The sequence below is a fragment of the Mesorhizobium sp. B2-9-1 genome (assembly GCF_006439455.1).
Lineage (GTDB): Bacteria > Pseudomonadota > Alphaproteobacteria > Rhizobiales > Rhizobiaceae > Mesorhizobium.
Genome location: NZ_VFTP01000009.1, coordinates 1 through 15,267, shown reverse-complemented (window position 1 = coordinate 15,267; position 15,267 = coordinate 1). Strand labels below are relative to the sequence as shown.

Below are 15,267 nucleotides of genomic sequence, written 5' to 3'. Positions count from 1 at the left end.
GCGGGCGGATCTACCGGTACAAATCCGCCCGTGTCGGCGGCAGGCCGCTCGGGCCGCGGGCGCGCCTGGTAGCCACAGTCTGGAAAATCTGCGCCGAACCGCGCTCGAAGGTGATCGAGCAACCCGTCAGATAGAGCAGCCACAGCCGCGCCTTGGGCTCGCCGACCTCGGCGACCGCCTCGTCGAAGCGCGCATGTAGGCGCTCCGCCCACAGGCGGCAGGTTTGCGCATAATGCTCGCGCAGGTTTTCCACGTCATAGACGAGGAAGCCGTGCGCCTCGAGATTGCCGAGCGTCATGCCGATCGTGTCGAGCTCGCCGCCGGGAAAGATGTATTTGATCAGGGCCTTGTATTCCGGCCCCTTGCGCAGGGTCTTCTTCAGGTCGCCCTTGCTGCGCCGGGTGATGGCATGATGCAGATAGAAGCCGCCGGGTTTCAGCAGGCGATGGACAGTCGAGAAATAGGCAGCGTGGTTGGCGATCCCCAAATGCTCGAACATGCCGATCGACGAGATCTTGTCGAAAGTGCCCGAGAGTTCGGCATAGGATTTTATCTCGATGGTGATGCGGTCCTGCAGACCCTCGGCGCGAATGCGCTCGCGGGCAAGCTCCGTCTGGGCTTGCGACAGCGAGACGCCGTGGCCGACGACGCCGTAATGCTTCGCCGCATGGATCAGCATCGCGCCCCAGCCGCAGCCGATGTCGAGCAACGTTTCGCCCGGCTTCAGCCTGAGCTTGCGGCAGATATGGTCGAGCTTGTCGATCTGCGCCTGGCCGATGCCGTTGGCGAAATCCCTGAAATAGCCGCAGCTATAGACCATGCGCTCGTCGAGGAAGAGCCGATAGAAGGCGTTCGAAATGTCGTAATGGTGCTGGATCGCCTCCTTGTTCGACCCGCTGACATAAGGGTTGCGGCCGGAAAGATCGCTGCGCGCCGTCATTTGTTTGCGCGAGAAAAGCACCGCCGGCAGGTCGCGCAAAATCGCCAGCTTCGGCAGCGATCTGAGCTTCGTCTTGAGCTTGCCTTGCGAAGGCAAGGCATAGAAATCGAACAGCGTGCCTTCTTCGATGTCGACGGTCTTGGAGATCCACATCTCGACCAGCGTCGAGAAGCGCGGCCGGCGAAGCAATTGCCAGACGATATCCTGGTCGTTGATGGTGAGCACCGGACCGCCGGCGGGACCGATGCGCTCGCCGGTCCAGAGCTTGACCGCGAAACCCGGTTTCAGCGTCTCGACGACCGTTCGTGCGATCCGCGCGGCTTTGTCGGCGGCGTCCATTCTCACCTCCCGATGAATGCGGACCTTCCCGGGCGCCACTGTCATCCAACTGGCCTGCGTAGCGCAATCCCGATCTGTTGCCCAAAAACACCGCGGGCAGGGATTTCCCGCCTGCCATTCCGTTGCGGCACCTTGCCATTTGCCGCGACGCACCCCATCATCTGTGTGTGTTCAACGAACTGAAAGGAGGTGATCCGATGTCGAGTGATTTCGTTTTCCATAACGTGAGCTCAGCGGATTGCACTTTCGGGAAGCAGTCTTCCCGTTAAGGCGCGAGACGCGCGGCAGGTAGCCCGATGGGGTTGCCGCCGGAAGCCGCGTCATGGACGGAAACACGGAAGGCCGCCGGCTTCGTCAAGAAGCGGCGGCCTTTTCCTTTTGGCGTCGGCGCTGCAGGTCAGCGGCTGATTGTAAGCTTTTCGATATTGCGGCTGATTTCGCCGAAGGCCTGTTTCAGTTCGGCGCCGTTGGCGGCCTCGTAATAATGCTTGAGCGACGAGGTGTCGTCAGTCGCGCAGTCCTTCAACAGGGACTTGGCCTGATCGCGTTCGGTCGCGGACATGCCCGGGTCGTTGAGATCGAAGCCGATGGTGAATATCTCGATGCCGTCGCGCTTCATGTTATCGCAGATGTTTTCGGCATTGGCGCGCGACTTTTGACCTTGATCCTGCGACCGCGACGCGCCGCGTCCGCCGGCAAAGGCAGTGTTGAACTGGCCGTCCGTCATCAGGATGGCGATCTTGGCCACCCTGTTCCGATCGAAGTTGGCGGGGCCGGCACCCAGGCGGGCGCTCGAGATTGCCGTGCGCCAGGATGGCGAGAGCATGTAGTAACCCCATTGCGCGGCAATGCCACCTGCGGTCACGCCCCCAGCCTGAAAATGATCGATCGCCGTCAGCAGCTTGTCCGCATCGGCAGTCAACGGAACCAGCGCAGCCGTAGGGCATAGCTTCATGCGGTAGTCGCGGTTGACTTTGGCCAGATAGATCTTGCCCTGGTTGTCCCGGCGTTGCGTGTAGGGCCCGTCCGATGAATAATCGGCGTAGCCGTCCTTGTCCTTGCGCTCGGTTGCGCAATGGTCGGACACCGTAGCGGAAACCGCAACCGGGGCATCGATCGGCGGAGGCACTTTCGGCCCCGCCTCGGTCTCGACGAAGACGGTATCGGCCAGACCACCGGTGTTGACGGCTTCGGCGTAGGGTATGATCGATACGCGAATCCGGGGATCGTTGGAATCCCGGTTCTGATCCAGGAGATCCTTGACCGTCTGCGATGCGGCCGTCTGCAGGTCGCCGATCTTGTTGGTCTTGGTGCGCCAGTCGGGCCTCATCGAACCGGTGACGTCGAGCATCATCGCCACCTCGACGGTCTTGTCCGAATAGAGCGCCGTGGTCGAGGCAGTCACGCGCCGCATATTGCTGGTGCTGAACAGCGGGAAAAAGAGTCCGACATCGACATGCGCATCCGCCTGCACGGTATTGGCCGTCCTGTTGACCGTGAGCTTGTCGAGCACGATCTTGTTGGCCTGCAGTATGCCGGCCGTGCTGTTGGCGTCGAGAAACGCCTGCACCGTTTTGCTGGCATCGGTTTCCGTAATGACGCCGAGGGTGAGATCGCGGGCCGTCGAGGTGACAGCGGCGTCGACGACGCCCTGCAGGCTCGACCTTGCATTGTAGAGTTGCGAGATATTGACCGCGAATCCCACCCCCAGCGCGAGGACCGATGCGGCAGCTCCGAACAGAACCGCGAAATTGCCTTCGCGATTGCGGGCAAAGCCGTCCACCCCACGAACGACACCTCTGAACTGCCGCATCCCTTCCGCCTCCACTGTCCGCAGCACCGTACCGCTCGGCAAAGGCGTTGCAGGAATTCGGCCAGACGCGGGCGACGGCCGCCGCAAGGCGATCAACAAGAGGTTAATCCATTGTTTTTGCTGGCTTTCGGCAAATCTGAAGGTGAACCGGAAGTAAACGAAAATGCGCTGGCAGGCAGACGTTCATGAAGCCCTTACCATGATGCCGGCGGCTGTCGCGGTCGTTCCCGCTTCGGCACAAACGGCCTGTGCCGAAGCGGACCAGCGATTGTCGTGAAACAGGCCTCTACCCGAGCATCTGTGTGCTGGCCGTGCGATCAACGCCGTGATGCGGGGGATTGAAGCGGTTGCCTTCCTGCTCGTAGGTCCACACCTTGAACAGCGTGAGCCGGTGCGAGCCGAAACTGTGCAGGAGCGGCACGTCGGTGGCGTCGCGGCCGTGGGCGATGACGACCCGGCCGAGAAGTCCATCGGCGCCGCCTTCTCAGGCGGTGCCGGCCGGTCTAAACTGGGCTCTGCGTTTCGCCCCTCCCCGAAAACGATTCTCCAGGACATCCGATGTTTGCAGGCTCGAAATTCGCCGCCTTCCTATTCGACATGGACGGCACGGTGCTCAACTCGATCGCGGCAGCGGAACGGGTGTGGGCAAAATGGGCGGAGCGTCACGGCCTCGACGTGGCGGCTTTCCTGCCCACGATCCACGGCAAGCGCGCGATCGAGACGATCGCGGAACTGAGGCTGCCGGGGGTAGACGCCGTCGCGGAAGCCGATGCGCTGCTCAAGGCCGAGGCGGAGGACCTCGAAGGCATCGTGCCAATTCCCGGCGCCATCGCGTTTCTGCAATCGCTGCCGCCGGAGCGCTGGGCGATCGTCACCTCGGCGCCGCGCGAGCTGGCGCTGCTGCGCATCGAGGCGGCCGGCATTCCGGTTCCCGCCATGATGGTCACGGCCGAAGACGTCACCCATGGCAAGCCGGCGCCGGACTGCTTCCTTTTGGCGGCAAAGCGTCTCGGCGTCGAGGCGCGCGACTGCCTGGTCTTCGAGGATGCGCCGGCGGGCGTCGCGGCAGGCGAGGCCTCCGGCGCGTCGGTAGTGGTGATCAGCGCCACGCATGTCCACCCGCTGGTCACACCACAGCCGACAATCCGTTCCTATGACGAAATCGGCATCGCGGTGGACGATACCGGTTTCATCGCGTTGTCGCCGACACGGGCTGCGGCCTAAGTCGCTCGTACAGGGACCTTGACGGATGCAAGGCTTGTTTTCACCGTTCGTTTCGCCGAATCAGCCAAACCTTCGAGATTGGCCGAAGCCTACGAACTTCGTCATCCACGGGCGGAGCGACGCGCAGCGGCGCGCAGACCCGAGGATCCATTCCGTGACCTTGGCCGAGGAATGCAGCGGAGCAGAATTCTGCTCCGTTGCAACGCCTCAACGTCACGGAATGGATTCTATGGTCTGCGCGCGTCGCTTCGCTCCTTGCTCCGCCATAGAATGACGAAGCGATGGGCATTCGACCAATCGCCAACGCATGCAATCTGCGTGACCACTATCCAACCGGTCAAGATTTCCGCGCTAGGGAACCGGTTCTGGTCAGAAATCGGTGGCGAGCCCCTTCACCTCCCAGTCGCCGTAGCGGCCAGGTTCCTTGCCGCCGCGACCGCCGATTTCCTTCGGCAATTGCGCTTCCGCCGCTCGATACTTTTGACGACGGGCTTCAGCCTCTGCTAACGCCCGCTGCGCTTCGGGCGTCAGCGCCTGCGTGTCGGTCGCGGCAACCGGTCCGGTTTTGTATGGTTCTTCGGTCATTCGATACTCCCGCCGATTGAAACGACGACCGGCGTCTCCCATCATATAGCCATGACGACAGAAGGATCGACCCCTATTCGCCACCAGACCAGACGGATGAAACGATGAACACGCTTCGCACCGCAATGCTTCTTGCCGCGATGACGGCGCTGTTCATGGGCGTCGGATATCTGATCGGCGGCTCGGGCGGCATGGTCATCGCGCTTCTGATCGCCGCCGGCACCAATTTGTTCAGCTATTGGAACGCCGACAAGATGGTGCTGTCGATGAACCGCGCCGTCGAGGTCGACGCGAAGAACGCGCCCGAATATTACGCGATCGTGCAGGCGCTGGCCAAGCAAGCCGGCCTGCCGATGCCGAAGACCTATCTGATCGACAACCCGCAGCCCAACGCCTTCGCCACCGGCCGCAATCCCGAGAATGCCGCCGTGGCGGCATCGACCGGCCTCCTGCAGCAGCTTTCCGACGAAGAGGTCGCGGCGGTGATGGCGCATGAGCTTGCCCATGTGCAGCATCGCGACACGCTGACCATGACGATCGTGGCGACGCTCGCCGGCGCCATCTCGATGCTCGGCAATTTCGCCTTCTTCTTCGGCGGCAGCCGCGAGAACAACAATCCATTCGGCTTTGTCGGCGTGCTTGTAGCGATGATCGTTGCGCCACTCGCCGCGATGATCGTGCAGATGGCGGTGAGCCGCACCCGCGAATACGAAGCCGACCGACGCGGCGCCGAGATCTGCGGCAACCCGTTGTGGCTGGCTTCGGCCCTCGCCAAGATCGCACGCGGCGCCGAACGGATCCCCAATGAGGATGCCGAGCGCAATCCGGCGATGGCGCATCTTTTCATCATCAATCCTCTGCATGGCGAGCGCATGGACAATCTGTTCTCGACCCACCCGAACACCGAGAACCGCATAGCCGCGCTTCAGGAGATGGCGCGCGCGATGGGCGGCGCATCGCCGGCCGCCCGGCGCCAGGCTTCTCCGCCACCCATCCAGCCCGAGGAGCCGTCGGCGGGGCCATGGGGCAAGCCGGCGGACCCGCCGCCGGAGGAGGCTGAGCCGGCGCCGCCAAAGCCCAATCCCTGGGGCCGCAACCCGACCGGACCGCGCAATGTCCGGTCGAAGGGTCCCTGGTCGTGACGCCGCCGAGGCGCGGACATTCAGGCAATCCGCAACACAAGGCTGGTGACGAGAACGTCGCCGGCCTTGCCGCGCGCAAGGCGGCGGCGCGGCTGCTTGCCGCCGTCATCGATGCCCGCACGCCGCTGGACGGGTTGACCGACAACGAGCACGGCCATCCGCAATACAAGGCGCTGGACGGCCGCGACCGAGCGCTGGTGCGCGCCATCCTGGTCACCGCGCTGCGCCACCGCATGACCATTGCCGGGCTGCTGTCCAAGCGCCTGGAAAAGCCGCTGCCGGCCAACGCCACGGCGCTCTCGCATATCCTCAATGTCGCCGCCGCCCAAATCCTGTTCCTCGATGTTCCCGACAGCGCCGCCGTCGACCTTGCCGTCACCCACGCCAAGTCCGATCCGCGAACGCTGCGTTTCTCCGGCCTCGTCAACGGCGTGTTGCGCTCGCTGGCCCGCGCCAAGGAGGCTGAGCTTGCCCCGGCGCCTGCCGCCACCAGCGAGGCGCCGCAATGGTTTTCGGAGCGGCTGACCGCCGCCTACGGAGCCGACAAGGCGCGCGCCATTCTTGCCGCCCATCGCCACGAGGCGCCCGTCGACTTCACCGTCAAGGCCGATCCGGCGCTCTGGGCCGAGCGTCTGGGCGGCATCGTGCTGCCAACCGGCACCGTGCGTGTCGAAAAGCTTGCCGCCAATGTCATCGACCTGCCCGGCTTCGCCGACGGCGCCTGGTGGGTGCAGGATGCCGCCGCAAGCTTGCCGGCACGCCTGTTCGGCGACATCAAGGGCCAGCGCGTCGCCGACCTTTGCGCCGCGCCCGGCGGCAAGACGGCGCAGCTTATCCTGGCCGGCGCCGAGGTGACCGCGGTCGACGCCTCGAAGAACCGGCTGGCGCGGCTCAGCCAGAATCTCGAGCGCCTCGGCCTGGCCGCCGAGCTCGTCCAGGCCGACCTCCTGGATTACCGGCCGGCGCAATTGTTCGACGCCGTCCTGCTCGATGCGCCCTGCTCCTCGACCGGCACGGTGCGCCGCCACCCCGACGTGCCATGGACCAAGACCATGGCCGATGTCGAGAAGCTAGCCGACCTCCAGCGCCGGCTGCTTGCCCATGCCGTTGGCCTCGTCAGGCCCGGCGGCCGGATCGTCTTTTCCAATTGCTCGCTCGACCCGATTGAAGGCGAGGAGCTTTATCGGGATTTCCTCGCCGGGAGCCCCGGCGTCGTCGCCGATCCAGTCCGTCCGGGCGAGTTCGCCGGCATCGATCGATTCCTGACGCCGGAGGGGACGTTGCGCACCACGCCGGCCGACCTGGCGCTGGGAACGCCAGGGATTTCTGGCCTGGACGGCTTCTTCGCCGCACGGATGCGGCGGGTTGGATAGGGTTTTCCTGGCACTGGGGACAGAGGTTTGCTGTGTTCGCGTGAGCCGATCGCACGCTTTCGCGATTAGCCGAGGCTTTCGAACCTCGTCATTCTATGGCGGAGCAAGGAGCGAAGCGACGCGGCGCAGACCATAGAATCCATTCCGTTACGCTGAAGCGTTGCGACGGTGCAGAATTCTGCTCCGCTGCATTCCTCGGCGAAAGTAACGGAATGGATCCTCGGGTCTCCGCTCCGCTTCGCGTCGCTCCGCCCGTGGATGACGAAGTTCGGAAGGCTTCGGCCAATCGCGAGGCTCAGCATCGAAACGAGAGGGAGATCTGACGTGCCGATCGCTCCAGGAAACCCTCGTCCATACTCTCACCTCACCTGAATACCAGCCCACCCTAAAGCATGTCGTCGAGGCTCCAGTGATCCCCCCAGCGGGCGTCGATTTCGTCGTCGACATTCTGGTAGCGGATGTCCGTCGACAGGCGGATCAGGCCATCGACGCTCCGGTTGGTCGTGGAGGCGTGGATCATGTAGGGCGAGTGCAGCACGACGTCGCCCGCCTCGTAATCCGCCATTAGCCAGCGCGCATCGAACCGCTCCGCCATCGCCGGCAGGTCCTTCGACACCCAGCCGCCTTCGCTCATGTTGCGGTTGTAGGCGCTGATGCGCTCCTCCGGGCCGAGCCCGGCATTGTCGCTGCTGAAGCGGGCCTCCATCGTTGCGCCGACGGCGTGCGATCCCTCCAGGTAGACAAGCCCGCCCATGTCGATGGAGGTATCGCCGATCGGAATCCAGACGGTCACCACGCGGTTTGTGCCGCCGCGCAGATAGACGAGGTCGTAGTGCGCCGGCGTGGCGGTGGCGGTTCCAGGCATGGTGAAGCGCATGATCTTTCGCTTGTGCAGGTAGGACAGGCCTCCGACAAACGCATCCATCAGCCGCGACAGGCGGGGCTGCGCGCAAAAGCCTTCATAGGCGCTCGAACGGACCAATGACATCAGCCGGCGATCGGCGAGCTGGCGATCGAACGCGCCGGTGGACGCCATGCCCAGCGAAGCATCGGTCTCCGGCTTCAGCAATCCGCTTGCGGCAAGATGCGAAAGCGCGAAGCCGCGAAAATCGATCACGTCGCGGCGCCGTAAAAGCCCCTTCAGCCAGACATAGCCTTGCGTCGCATAGAGACGGCGAATGGCCTCGACGCCGACCGCCGGATCGGTCGGCGAGAGATGTCCCAGCCTGTCCGGCGCCGTGGACAGCGCCTTGCCGTTGGCCGTCAAGGCGACCGGGGGAAGATCGTTCACGGAAGCTTTCCCGAAGCAAGATACCGACATTTCAATCATCCGGAGTTCTTCAATTGGCGCGGACAATGGCCTAGTCTCGCGGCACTTCCCATGGACAGAAATTCCAACTGGACTTTTCGCTCATGCCGGATTCGTCCTATGCGCTATATCGATCGCCGCCGGCCGCGATGGGCGGGCTGTCGGTGCGGGGAATAGGCCGACATCGTGTCAGCCGGGCCATCATCCGGCGAAAGCTGCCGGACTTCGCGGTCGTTCTCGTTCAAGAAGGCCGGGGCTGGCTGGAAACCAAGACCGCGGGCAGGCACGCGATCGTGGCGCCCAGCCTGTTCTGGTTGTTCCCGGACACGGCCCATTCCTATGGACCCGACGGCCCGGGCTGGAGCGAGCGCTGGGCGCTTTTCGGCGGCGCGCTCACGCGAGACTTCACGCGCATGCGGCTCATCGTCGAGCCGGCCCCGGTCGTTCCCTTGTCCGACCTCGGCGGCATGTGCCTTCTGTTCGACCGGCTCCATGCCGAACTTTCCCGAGACACGCCGCTAAGCCAGGCGGAGGCCGCCGCCACCCTCTATCGTCTGGTCGTGCAGGCTGCCCGGCAGGGAGTGGACCGAAGCAGCGGCGACCTCGATCCGGATTTCCGCGAGGTCGTCGACGACTTGCGCGACCACGCCGCCGAGCCGATCGATTTCAGCGCCTTTGCCTCAAAGTTCGGCATGTCGCCGGCGACGCTGCGGCGCAGGTTCGCGCTGCACACCGGCCTGTCGCCAAAATCGTTCCAGTTGCGCATCCGCCTCGACCTCGCCAAGCAGCTGTTGGCGGCGACCGATTCGCCCGTCGAGGCGGTGGCGCAGGCTGTGGGCTTTGCCGACGCCTTCTACTTTTCCCGGCTTTTCCGCAGCCGGGAGGATTGTTCGCCGAGCGAGTTCCGCCGCCGCCACAGGAGGGCATAAGCCGCCGCGCCGCCGCCGGCATGTCCCGGAAAGCCCGGACTTTTTTAGGGAGGACCCGGCCGCGGCCGCGTGAATTGCTTCACTTCGGCGAAATCCGCCTTCGCATAAGTTCTTGAATCGCATAAGCTTGTGCTCGGGTTATGGGGACATCAGGAGGGCTATTGGCACTTGTTGCCGGCAGCACGACGCGTCTGTGGACGCTTGTCGCGAGGGAGTTCTGGCGCAAAACGCGCCGGCGCCTCCGCGCCGGGCCGGTTTATCGCTGGCGCTATTCCGGCCGCACGCCCGAACGCGTCCTGATCGCGCCGCCGGATCTGCGGCTCGCCGATCCGCAAATCGCGCTGGAGATCTATTACGGTCGCTACCCGCTGTCCGGCCACATGGTCGAGACCGGCGGCAGATCGCCCTTTCAGCTCGACGTGCCCAATCGTGGCTGGCAGAAATCGTTGCATGGCTTCCGCTGGCTGCGCCACATGCGCGCCACCGGCACCGAGCTCGCCGCCGCCAACGCGAGAGCCCTGGTGACCGACTGGATCGCCATGCATGGCAACCAGATCTCCGGCATCGCCTGGGAGCCGGGAACGACGGCCAAGCGGGTGATCGCCTGGCTGCAGCATTCCTCGGTGGTGCTGCAAGGCGCCGAATTTCCTTTCTATCGCGCCTTCCTGAAATCGCTCGCCGTGCAGATCCGCTACCTCCGCTCGATGGTGCGCGAGATGCCGGATGGCGAGGCCAGGCTGCGCGCCCGCATCGCGCTCGCCTTCGCCGCGCTGTCCCTGCCGGCGCCGGCCTCGGCGCTGCGTGCCGCGACACGCAACCTGGCTGAGGAGCTCGAGCATCAGATCCTGCCCGATGGCGGCCATATCTCGCGCAAGCCGATGGCGGTGCTGGAGCTGCTGGCCGACCTTCTGCCGTTGCGCCAGACCTATGCCAACCAGGCCGAGGCGCCACCGTCGGCCTTGATCGGCGCCATCGACCGGATGTTGCCGGCGCTGCGTTTCTTTCGCCATCAGGACGGCAGCCTCGCCCGCTTCAACGGCATGGGCGCCACCATCCACGACCGCATTGCCACCATCATGCGCCATGACGACACGGTGGGCGCGCCGCTGCTGCACGCGCCGCATTCCGGCTACGAGCGGCTGTCGATGGGCGGCGTGACGGTGATCGCCGACACCGGCCTGCCGCCGCCGCTCGACGTCTCCAACGCAGCACATGCCGGCTGCCTCGCCTTCGAGCTCTCCTCCGGGCGCCAGCACTTCATCGTCAATGCCGGCATCGACACCTATGGCGCCCCGGAATTCCGGCCGCTGGCGCGCGCCACCGCCGCGCATTCGACCGCCACGCTCAACGACACCTCGTCGGCGCGCTTCAGCCACTCGCTGCGCGTCAGCGACCTGTTGGGATCGCCGCTGATCGGCGGCCCGCAGCACGTGCCCTGCAAGCGCCTCGACCAGAAGGGCGTGCACGGCTTCGTCGCGCGCCACGACGGCTATGTCGCGCAATTCGGTTTCCTGCACGAGCGCGAGCTGAAGCTGACCGCGAACGGCAACGTGCTTGCCGGCCGCGACCGTTTCCTGCGCCCGGGCAATGCCGCGATCCGCAACAACGGCCGCGACTTCGTCACGGTGCGCTTCCACGTCCACCCCGACATCAGCCTGCTGCAGGACGATCACGACCGCCTGACCCTGGCTGCCGCGCAGGGCGACACCTGGGTTTTCACCTGCGCCGAAATGGCGCCGGAGGTCGAGGAATCGATCTACTTCGCCGGATTGGGCGGCCCGCGCCGCAGCCGGCAGATCGTGCTCGCCTTCAGGGCCTCCGAGATCGCCGAGGTCCATTGGCAGCTGACGCGTACCGATATCGCAGGCTATCCCGAAAGCAATTGAGCTGACGCTTCTCAGCCAGGAATCCCGAAGGCGTCATAGGTGGCGAGCGACGGCGGTTCAGCGAAGGCAAAACGGATCTTGTCGACCATTGCCGCGGCCTGGCCGCTCCGCTCGTAGCGTTCGGCGTCCTCGGCGGTGTCCCAGACGGTGATGGCCATGAAGGCATCCCGCGCCTGGTGCTGCTGCAGCAACAAGGCGCTGATGTTGCCTCGGGCGGCGCGGATGGCAGGGATCGCTTCGGCCTCATAGATAGCGCGCAGTTCCTCGACCCTTGCCGTCAATGCCTTGAACTGGCCTACACGCACGAATGCCATGATTGTTTCCTCCGATGATGAGCGAGCCTAATCCCGTAAACGACGCAGCGCCCTTGGGCAAACTTCACCCTTTCGGGAAGCCGGCGCGCAACTGCCAAGGACGCGGCGCTTGATTTCCGGGGCTCATATGCTAGGGCCGGCCAACGCTCCCAACAGTCGTGAAAGGCCCCCGCATGGCCGTGCCCACAAAAAACATTCCGGCGCCCGACCTCGTTCCGGTGCGCCGCGCGCTGCTTTCCGTCTTCGACAAGACCGGCCTGGTCGATTTCGCCAAGGCGCTCGCCGCCGCCGGCGTCGAGCTGGTTTCGACCGGCGGCACGGCAAGGGCCCTCGCCGGGGCGGGCCTGGCGGTCCGCGACGTCTCCGAGCTCACCGGCTTTCCCGAGATCATGGATGGGCGGGTGAAGACCTTGCATCCGTCGGTGCATGGCGCGCTGCTCGGCATCCGCGACGACGCCGAGCATGCCAAGGCCATGCACGACCACAGCATCGAGCCGATCGACCTCGTCGTCTGCAATCTCTATCCGTTCGAGGACGTCCGCCGCTCCGGCGCCGGCTATGCCTCGATCGTTGAGAACATCGACATCGGCGGGCCGGCGATGATCCGCGCCTCGGCCAAGAACCACGCCTACGTCGCCATCGTCACCGACCCGGCCGACTATGCTTCCGTCGTCAACGCGCTGGAGATGAATCTGGGCTCGCTGTCGCTTGATTTCCGCAAGATGCTGGCGGCCAAGGCCTTTGCCCGCACCGCCACCTATGATGCCGCGATCTCCGGCTGGTTCGCCGAGGCGCTGGAGATCGAGCATCCGACATGGCGCGCATTCGGCGGCCGGCTCGACCAGGTGATGCGCTATGGCGAGAACCCGCATCAGGGCGCAGGCTTCTACCTGTCGGGAGACAGGCGGCCGGGCGTGGCAACGGCAAAACAGTTGCAGGGCAAGCAGCTCTCCTACAACAACATCAATGACACCGACGCCGCTTTCGAGTTGGTCGGCGAGTTCGATCCGGCGCGCTCGGCGGCGGTCGCCATCATCAAACACGCCAATCCCTGCGGCGTTGCCGAAGGCTCATCGCTGAAGGCGGCCTACGGCAAGGCGTTGGCCTGCGATCCGGTCTCGGCCTTCGGCGGCATCGTCGCCATGAACCGCATCCTCGACGCCGAGGCGGCGGAAGAGATCGTCAAGACCTTTACCGAGGCGATCATCGCGCCCGATGCCACCGACGAAGCCGCCGCGATCGTCGCGGCGAAGAAGAATTTGCGCCTGCTGGTCACCGGCGGCCTACCCGATCCCCGCGCCGCGGGCACGACGGTGAAATCCGTGGCCGGCGGGCTGCTTGTGCAAAGCCGCGACAATGCCGTGGTCGACGACCTCGAATTGAAAGTGGTGACGAAGAGGGCGCCGACGCCGGCAGAGATGGCCGACCTCAAATTCGCCTTCCGCGTCGCCAAGCACGTCAAGTCCAACGCCATCGTCTATGCCAGGGACGGCGCGACCGTCGGCATCGGCGCCGGCCAGATGAGCCGCGTCGATTCCTCGCGCATCGCCGCCCGCAAGGCGCTCGACGCTGCCGAAGCGGCCGGCCTCGCCGAACCGCTGACCAGGGGCTCGGTCGTCGCCTCGGACGCCTTCTTCCCCTTCGCCGACGGCCTCTTGTCGGCGATCGAAGCCGGCGCCACGGCGATCATCCAGCCCGGCGGCTCAATGCGCGACGAGGACGTCATCGCCGCCGCCGACGCGCACGGCATCGCCATGGTGTTCACCGGCATAAGGCATTTTAGGCATTAGCGCTTCTTCTTCTCCCCTTGTGGGAGAAGGGAAATACTACCGCTTGTCCGCCGGATATGGCGTCTCCGCCAGGATCGCCATGCCGATGCCGAGGAACAGGATGATGGCCGCCATGCCGAGCCGCGGCGAATCGCTGATGGTGGTGATGGTCGCCACCATGAATGGCGCCAGGAAGCTGGTTGCGCGTCCCGCCAGCGCATAGATGCCGAAATAGCGGCCGGACTCGGCGGCGGTCACGCTGCGCGCCATGTAGGAGCGCGACGAGGCTTGCACCGGACCGAAGGCGAGCCCGATCAGCAGGCCGTAGAGGATATAGGCTTTCTCCGCCGCGGTGCCGAACAGGCCGCCGGAATCGACGGTGGAGAGCGGAATCAGGCCGAGCAGCGTAAAGCCCGGTCCGGTCGAGACGACGCCGATCGTGGCGACCGACAGCATCACCAGCGCGATCATCACCACATGCTTTGAGCCAAGCGCGGTATCGAGCCGCGCCGCGATCCAGCAGCCGAATATGGCGACAATATTGAGGATGATGCCGAACAGGCCGATCTCGGTGATCGACCAGTGAAACATGCCGGCTGCGAACGTGCCACCGAGCGCCAGCAGCGCATTGACGCCGTCCTGATAGATCATGCGGGCCAAGAGGAAGCGCAGGATGCCGCTGCGCTGGCGCACCTCCACCAGGGTGGACTTCAGCTCGGACAGCCCCTCGCGCACTGCCGGCCCGATCGGGATCCCCTTGGTGGCGTCCGGCGTGAAGAAGAACATCGGGAGGATGAACAGCAAATACCAGCCGGCCGACATCGGCCCGGTGAAGCGCGCATCCTCGCCGAGTTTCGGATCGAGTCCGAACAATGGATCAAGGCCGATGAGCGTCTTGCCGGTCTCGAGATTGCCCGCCAGGAACAGCACCACGAAGATCAGCGCGATCATGCCGCCGAGATAGCCAAGGCCCCAGGCCATGTTGGATACCCGGCCGATCTCTTCCTTCGGCACCAGCCGCGGCATCATGGAATCGTTGAACACGGTGGAGAATTCGGCCGCCACCGAAGCCAGCGAGAACAACAGCACGACCAGGAAAAGGTTCGAGCCCGGCGCTGCGAACCACAAAAGCGTGAGGCTGACGATCTTGATGGCCGCGAAGAAGGCGATCCACGGCTTGCGCGGCCCTGTCTGGTCGGCGATCGAGCCGAGCACCGGCGACAGCACCGCGATGACCAGGCCCGCGGCGGCAATGCCGTAACCCCACGCGGCCTGCCCGGCGGTCGGATCGCTCGCCATGCGCGAGACGAAATAGGGCCCGAAGATGAAGGTGGTGACGACGGTGAAGAAAGGCTGCGCCGCCCAGTCGAAAAACATCCACCCCCAGATGCCGCGCCCCGATGCCCGCTGCACTGTCTCTACTGCCACCATGCTGATTCCCCTGGCATCGCTCGCGTCGGGCGCCATGTCTGCATGTTTTCAGCCAGCCATGCAAATGAACAAGCATGGCGACAATTCCTCGCCCCACGAAGTGGGCTACGCGATGCATGCATCTTCTGTGACTGGTGTGACTGATCAGGCCGAGGCTTGATTGCCACGTGGTTCCCCCAATCCGTCGCTGCTTCGCAGCGCCACCTTTCCCCC

At 64.8% G+C, this 15,267-nt stretch carries 12 protein-coding genes and 1 pseudogene; 6 read left to right on the top strand and 7 right to left on the bottom strand.

Annotated elements, in window-relative coordinates; genetic code table 11:
• Positions 1-10: 10 nt before the first annotated feature.
• The 3 genes and pseudogenes from FJW05_RS17125 to FJW05_RS27775 form a co-directional block, all read right to left on the bottom strand.
• Positions 11-1,279, bottom strand: a complete 1,269-nt coding sequence (locus tag FJW05_RS17125; protein ID WP_140634223.1) for a cyclopropane-fatty-acyl-phospholipid synthase family protein — start codon at positions 1,277-1,279, stop codon at positions 11-13.
• 397 nt (positions 1,280-1,676) lie between these two features.
• On the bottom strand, positions 1,677-3,092 hold the full coding sequence (locus FJW05_RS17120; RefSeq protein WP_140634221.1) for a pilus assembly protein: 1,416 nt from the start codon (positions 3,090-3,092) through the stop codon (positions 1,677-1,679).
• A 286-nt stretch (positions 3,093-3,378) separates the two neighbouring features.
• Positions 3,379-3,555 (bottom strand): annotated as a pseudogene (locus FJW05_RS27775) (transglutaminase family protein); the annotation flags it as partial.
• 95 nt (positions 3,556-3,650) lie between these two features.
• Between FJW05_RS27775 and FJW05_RS17110 the strand changes: the two are divergent.
• Positions 3,651-4,316, top strand: a complete 666-nt coding sequence (locus tag FJW05_RS17110; RefSeq protein ID WP_140634219.1) for an HAD-IA family hydrolase — start codon at positions 3,651-3,653, stop codon at positions 4,314-4,316.
• Positions 4,317-4,685: 369 nt separating this feature from the next.
• On the opposite strand, the gene FJW05_RS17105 is transcribed toward FJW05_RS17110, so the two are convergent.
• Positions 4,686-4,901, bottom strand: a complete 216-nt coding sequence (locus tag FJW05_RS17105) for a DUF1674 domain-containing protein (RefSeq protein ID WP_140634217.1) — start codon at positions 4,899-4,901, stop codon at positions 4,686-4,688.
• 104 nt (positions 4,902-5,005) lie between these two features.
• Here FJW05_RS17105 and htpX point away from each other — a divergent pair, with 104 nt between their 5' ends.
• Both htpX and FJW05_RS17095 read left to right on the top strand, forming a co-directional pair.
• Positions 5,006-6,043 carry a zinc metalloprotease HtpX gene (gene htpX / locus FJW05_RS17100; protein WP_140634215.1) on the top strand — a complete coding sequence of 346 codons (1,038 nt, stop codon included), beginning with the start codon at positions 5,006-5,008 and terminating at the stop codon, positions 6,041-6,043.
• Positions 6,034-7,416, top strand: coding sequence for an RsmB/NOP family class I SAM-dependent RNA methyltransferase (locus tag FJW05_RS17095; protein WP_181164988.1), 1,383 nt, complete (start codon positions 6,034-6,036; stop codon positions 7,414-7,416). Before htpX ends, FJW05_RS17095 begins: the two co-directional genes overlap by 10 nt.
• A 385-nt stretch (positions 7,417-7,801) precedes the next feature.
• Here the strand turns inward: FJW05_RS17095 and FJW05_RS17090 are convergent, their stop codons facing one another.
• The gene (locus tag FJW05_RS17090; protein WP_140634211.1) at positions 7,802-8,737 is read right to left on the bottom strand and encodes a phytanoyl-CoA dioxygenase family protein; all 936 of its coding nucleotides are present in this window, start codon (positions 8,735-8,737) and stop codon (positions 7,802-7,804) included.
• A gap of 92 nt (positions 8,738-8,829) precedes the next feature.
• On the opposite strand from FJW05_RS17090, the gene FJW05_RS17085 reads away from it, so the two are divergent.
• Together FJW05_RS17085 and FJW05_RS17080 are read left to right on the top strand one after the other, a co-directional pair.
• On the top strand, positions 8,830-9,654 hold the full coding sequence (locus tag FJW05_RS17085; protein WP_140634209.1) for an AraC family transcriptional regulator: 825 nt from the start codon (positions 8,830-8,832) through the stop codon (positions 9,652-9,654).
• Positions 9,655-9,815: 161 nt separating this feature from the next.
• Complete coding sequence (locus FJW05_RS17080; RefSeq protein WP_140634207.1) at positions 9,816-11,540, top strand: heparinase II/III family protein; 1,725 nt, start codon at positions 9,816-9,818, stop codon at positions 11,538-11,540.
• 11 nt (positions 11,541-11,551) lie between these two features.
• Here FJW05_RS17080 and FJW05_RS17075 read toward each other — a convergent pair whose 3' ends face one another.
• Positions 11,552-11,854, bottom strand: coding sequence for an antibiotic biosynthesis monooxygenase (locus FJW05_RS17075; RefSeq protein ID WP_140634205.1), 303 nt, complete (start codon positions 11,852-11,854; stop codon positions 11,552-11,554).
• Positions 11,855-12,027: 173 nt separating this feature from the next.
• Here FJW05_RS17075 and purH point away from each other — a divergent pair, with 173 nt between their 5' ends.
• The gene (gene purH, locus FJW05_RS17070; protein ID WP_140634203.1) at positions 12,028-13,644 is read left to right on the top strand and encodes a bifunctional phosphoribosylaminoimidazolecarboxamide formyltransferase/IMP cyclohydrolase; all 1,617 of its coding nucleotides are present in this window, start codon (positions 12,028-12,030) and stop codon (positions 13,642-13,644) included.
• A gap of 36 nt (positions 13,645-13,680) precedes the next feature.
• Here purH and FJW05_RS17065 read toward each other — a convergent pair whose 3' ends face one another.
• On the bottom strand, positions 13,681-15,054 hold the full coding sequence (locus tag FJW05_RS17065; RefSeq protein WP_246673501.1) for an MFS transporter: 1,374 nt from the start codon (positions 15,052-15,054) through the stop codon (positions 13,681-13,683).
• Positions 15,055-15,267 lie beyond the last annotated feature (213 nt).

Coding starts and splice junctions, on each gene's coding strand:
- FJW05_RS17065 (WP_246673501.1), bottom strand. CDS start 15,054: ATGGTGGCAGTAGAGACAGTGCAGCGGGCATCGGGGCGCGGCATCTGG.
- FJW05_RS17125 (WP_140634223.1), bottom strand. CDS start 1,279: ATGGACGCCGCCGACAAAGCCGCGCGGATCGCACGAACGGTCGTCGAG.
- FJW05_RS17120 (WP_140634221.1), bottom strand. CDS start 3,092: ATGCGGCAGTTCAGAGGTGTCGTTCGTGGGGTGGACGGCTTTGCCCGC.
- purH (WP_140634203.1), top strand. CDS start 12,028: ATGGCCGTGCCCACAAAAAACATTCCGGCGCCCGACCTCGTTCCGGTG.
- FJW05_RS17085 (WP_140634209.1), top strand. CDS start 8,830: ATGCCGGATTCGTCCTATGCGCTATATCGATCGCCGCCGGCCGCGATG.
- FJW05_RS17075 (WP_140634205.1), bottom strand. CDS start 11,854: ATGGCATTCGTGCGTGTAGGCCAGTTCAAGGCATTGACGGCAAGGGTC.
- FJW05_RS17110 (WP_140634219.1), top strand. CDS start 3,651: ATGTTTGCAGGCTCGAAATTCGCCGCCTTCCTATTCGACATGGACGGC.
- htpX (WP_140634215.1), top strand. CDS start 5,006: ATGAACACGCTTCGCACCGCAATGCTTCTTGCCGCGATGACGGCGCTG.
- FJW05_RS17090 (WP_140634211.1), bottom strand. CDS start 8,737: ATGTCGGTATCTTGCTTCGGGAAAGCTTCCGTGAACGATCTTCCCCCG.
- FJW05_RS17105 (WP_140634217.1), bottom strand. CDS start 4,901: ATGACCGAAGAACCATACAAAACCGGACCGGTTGCCGCGACCGACACG.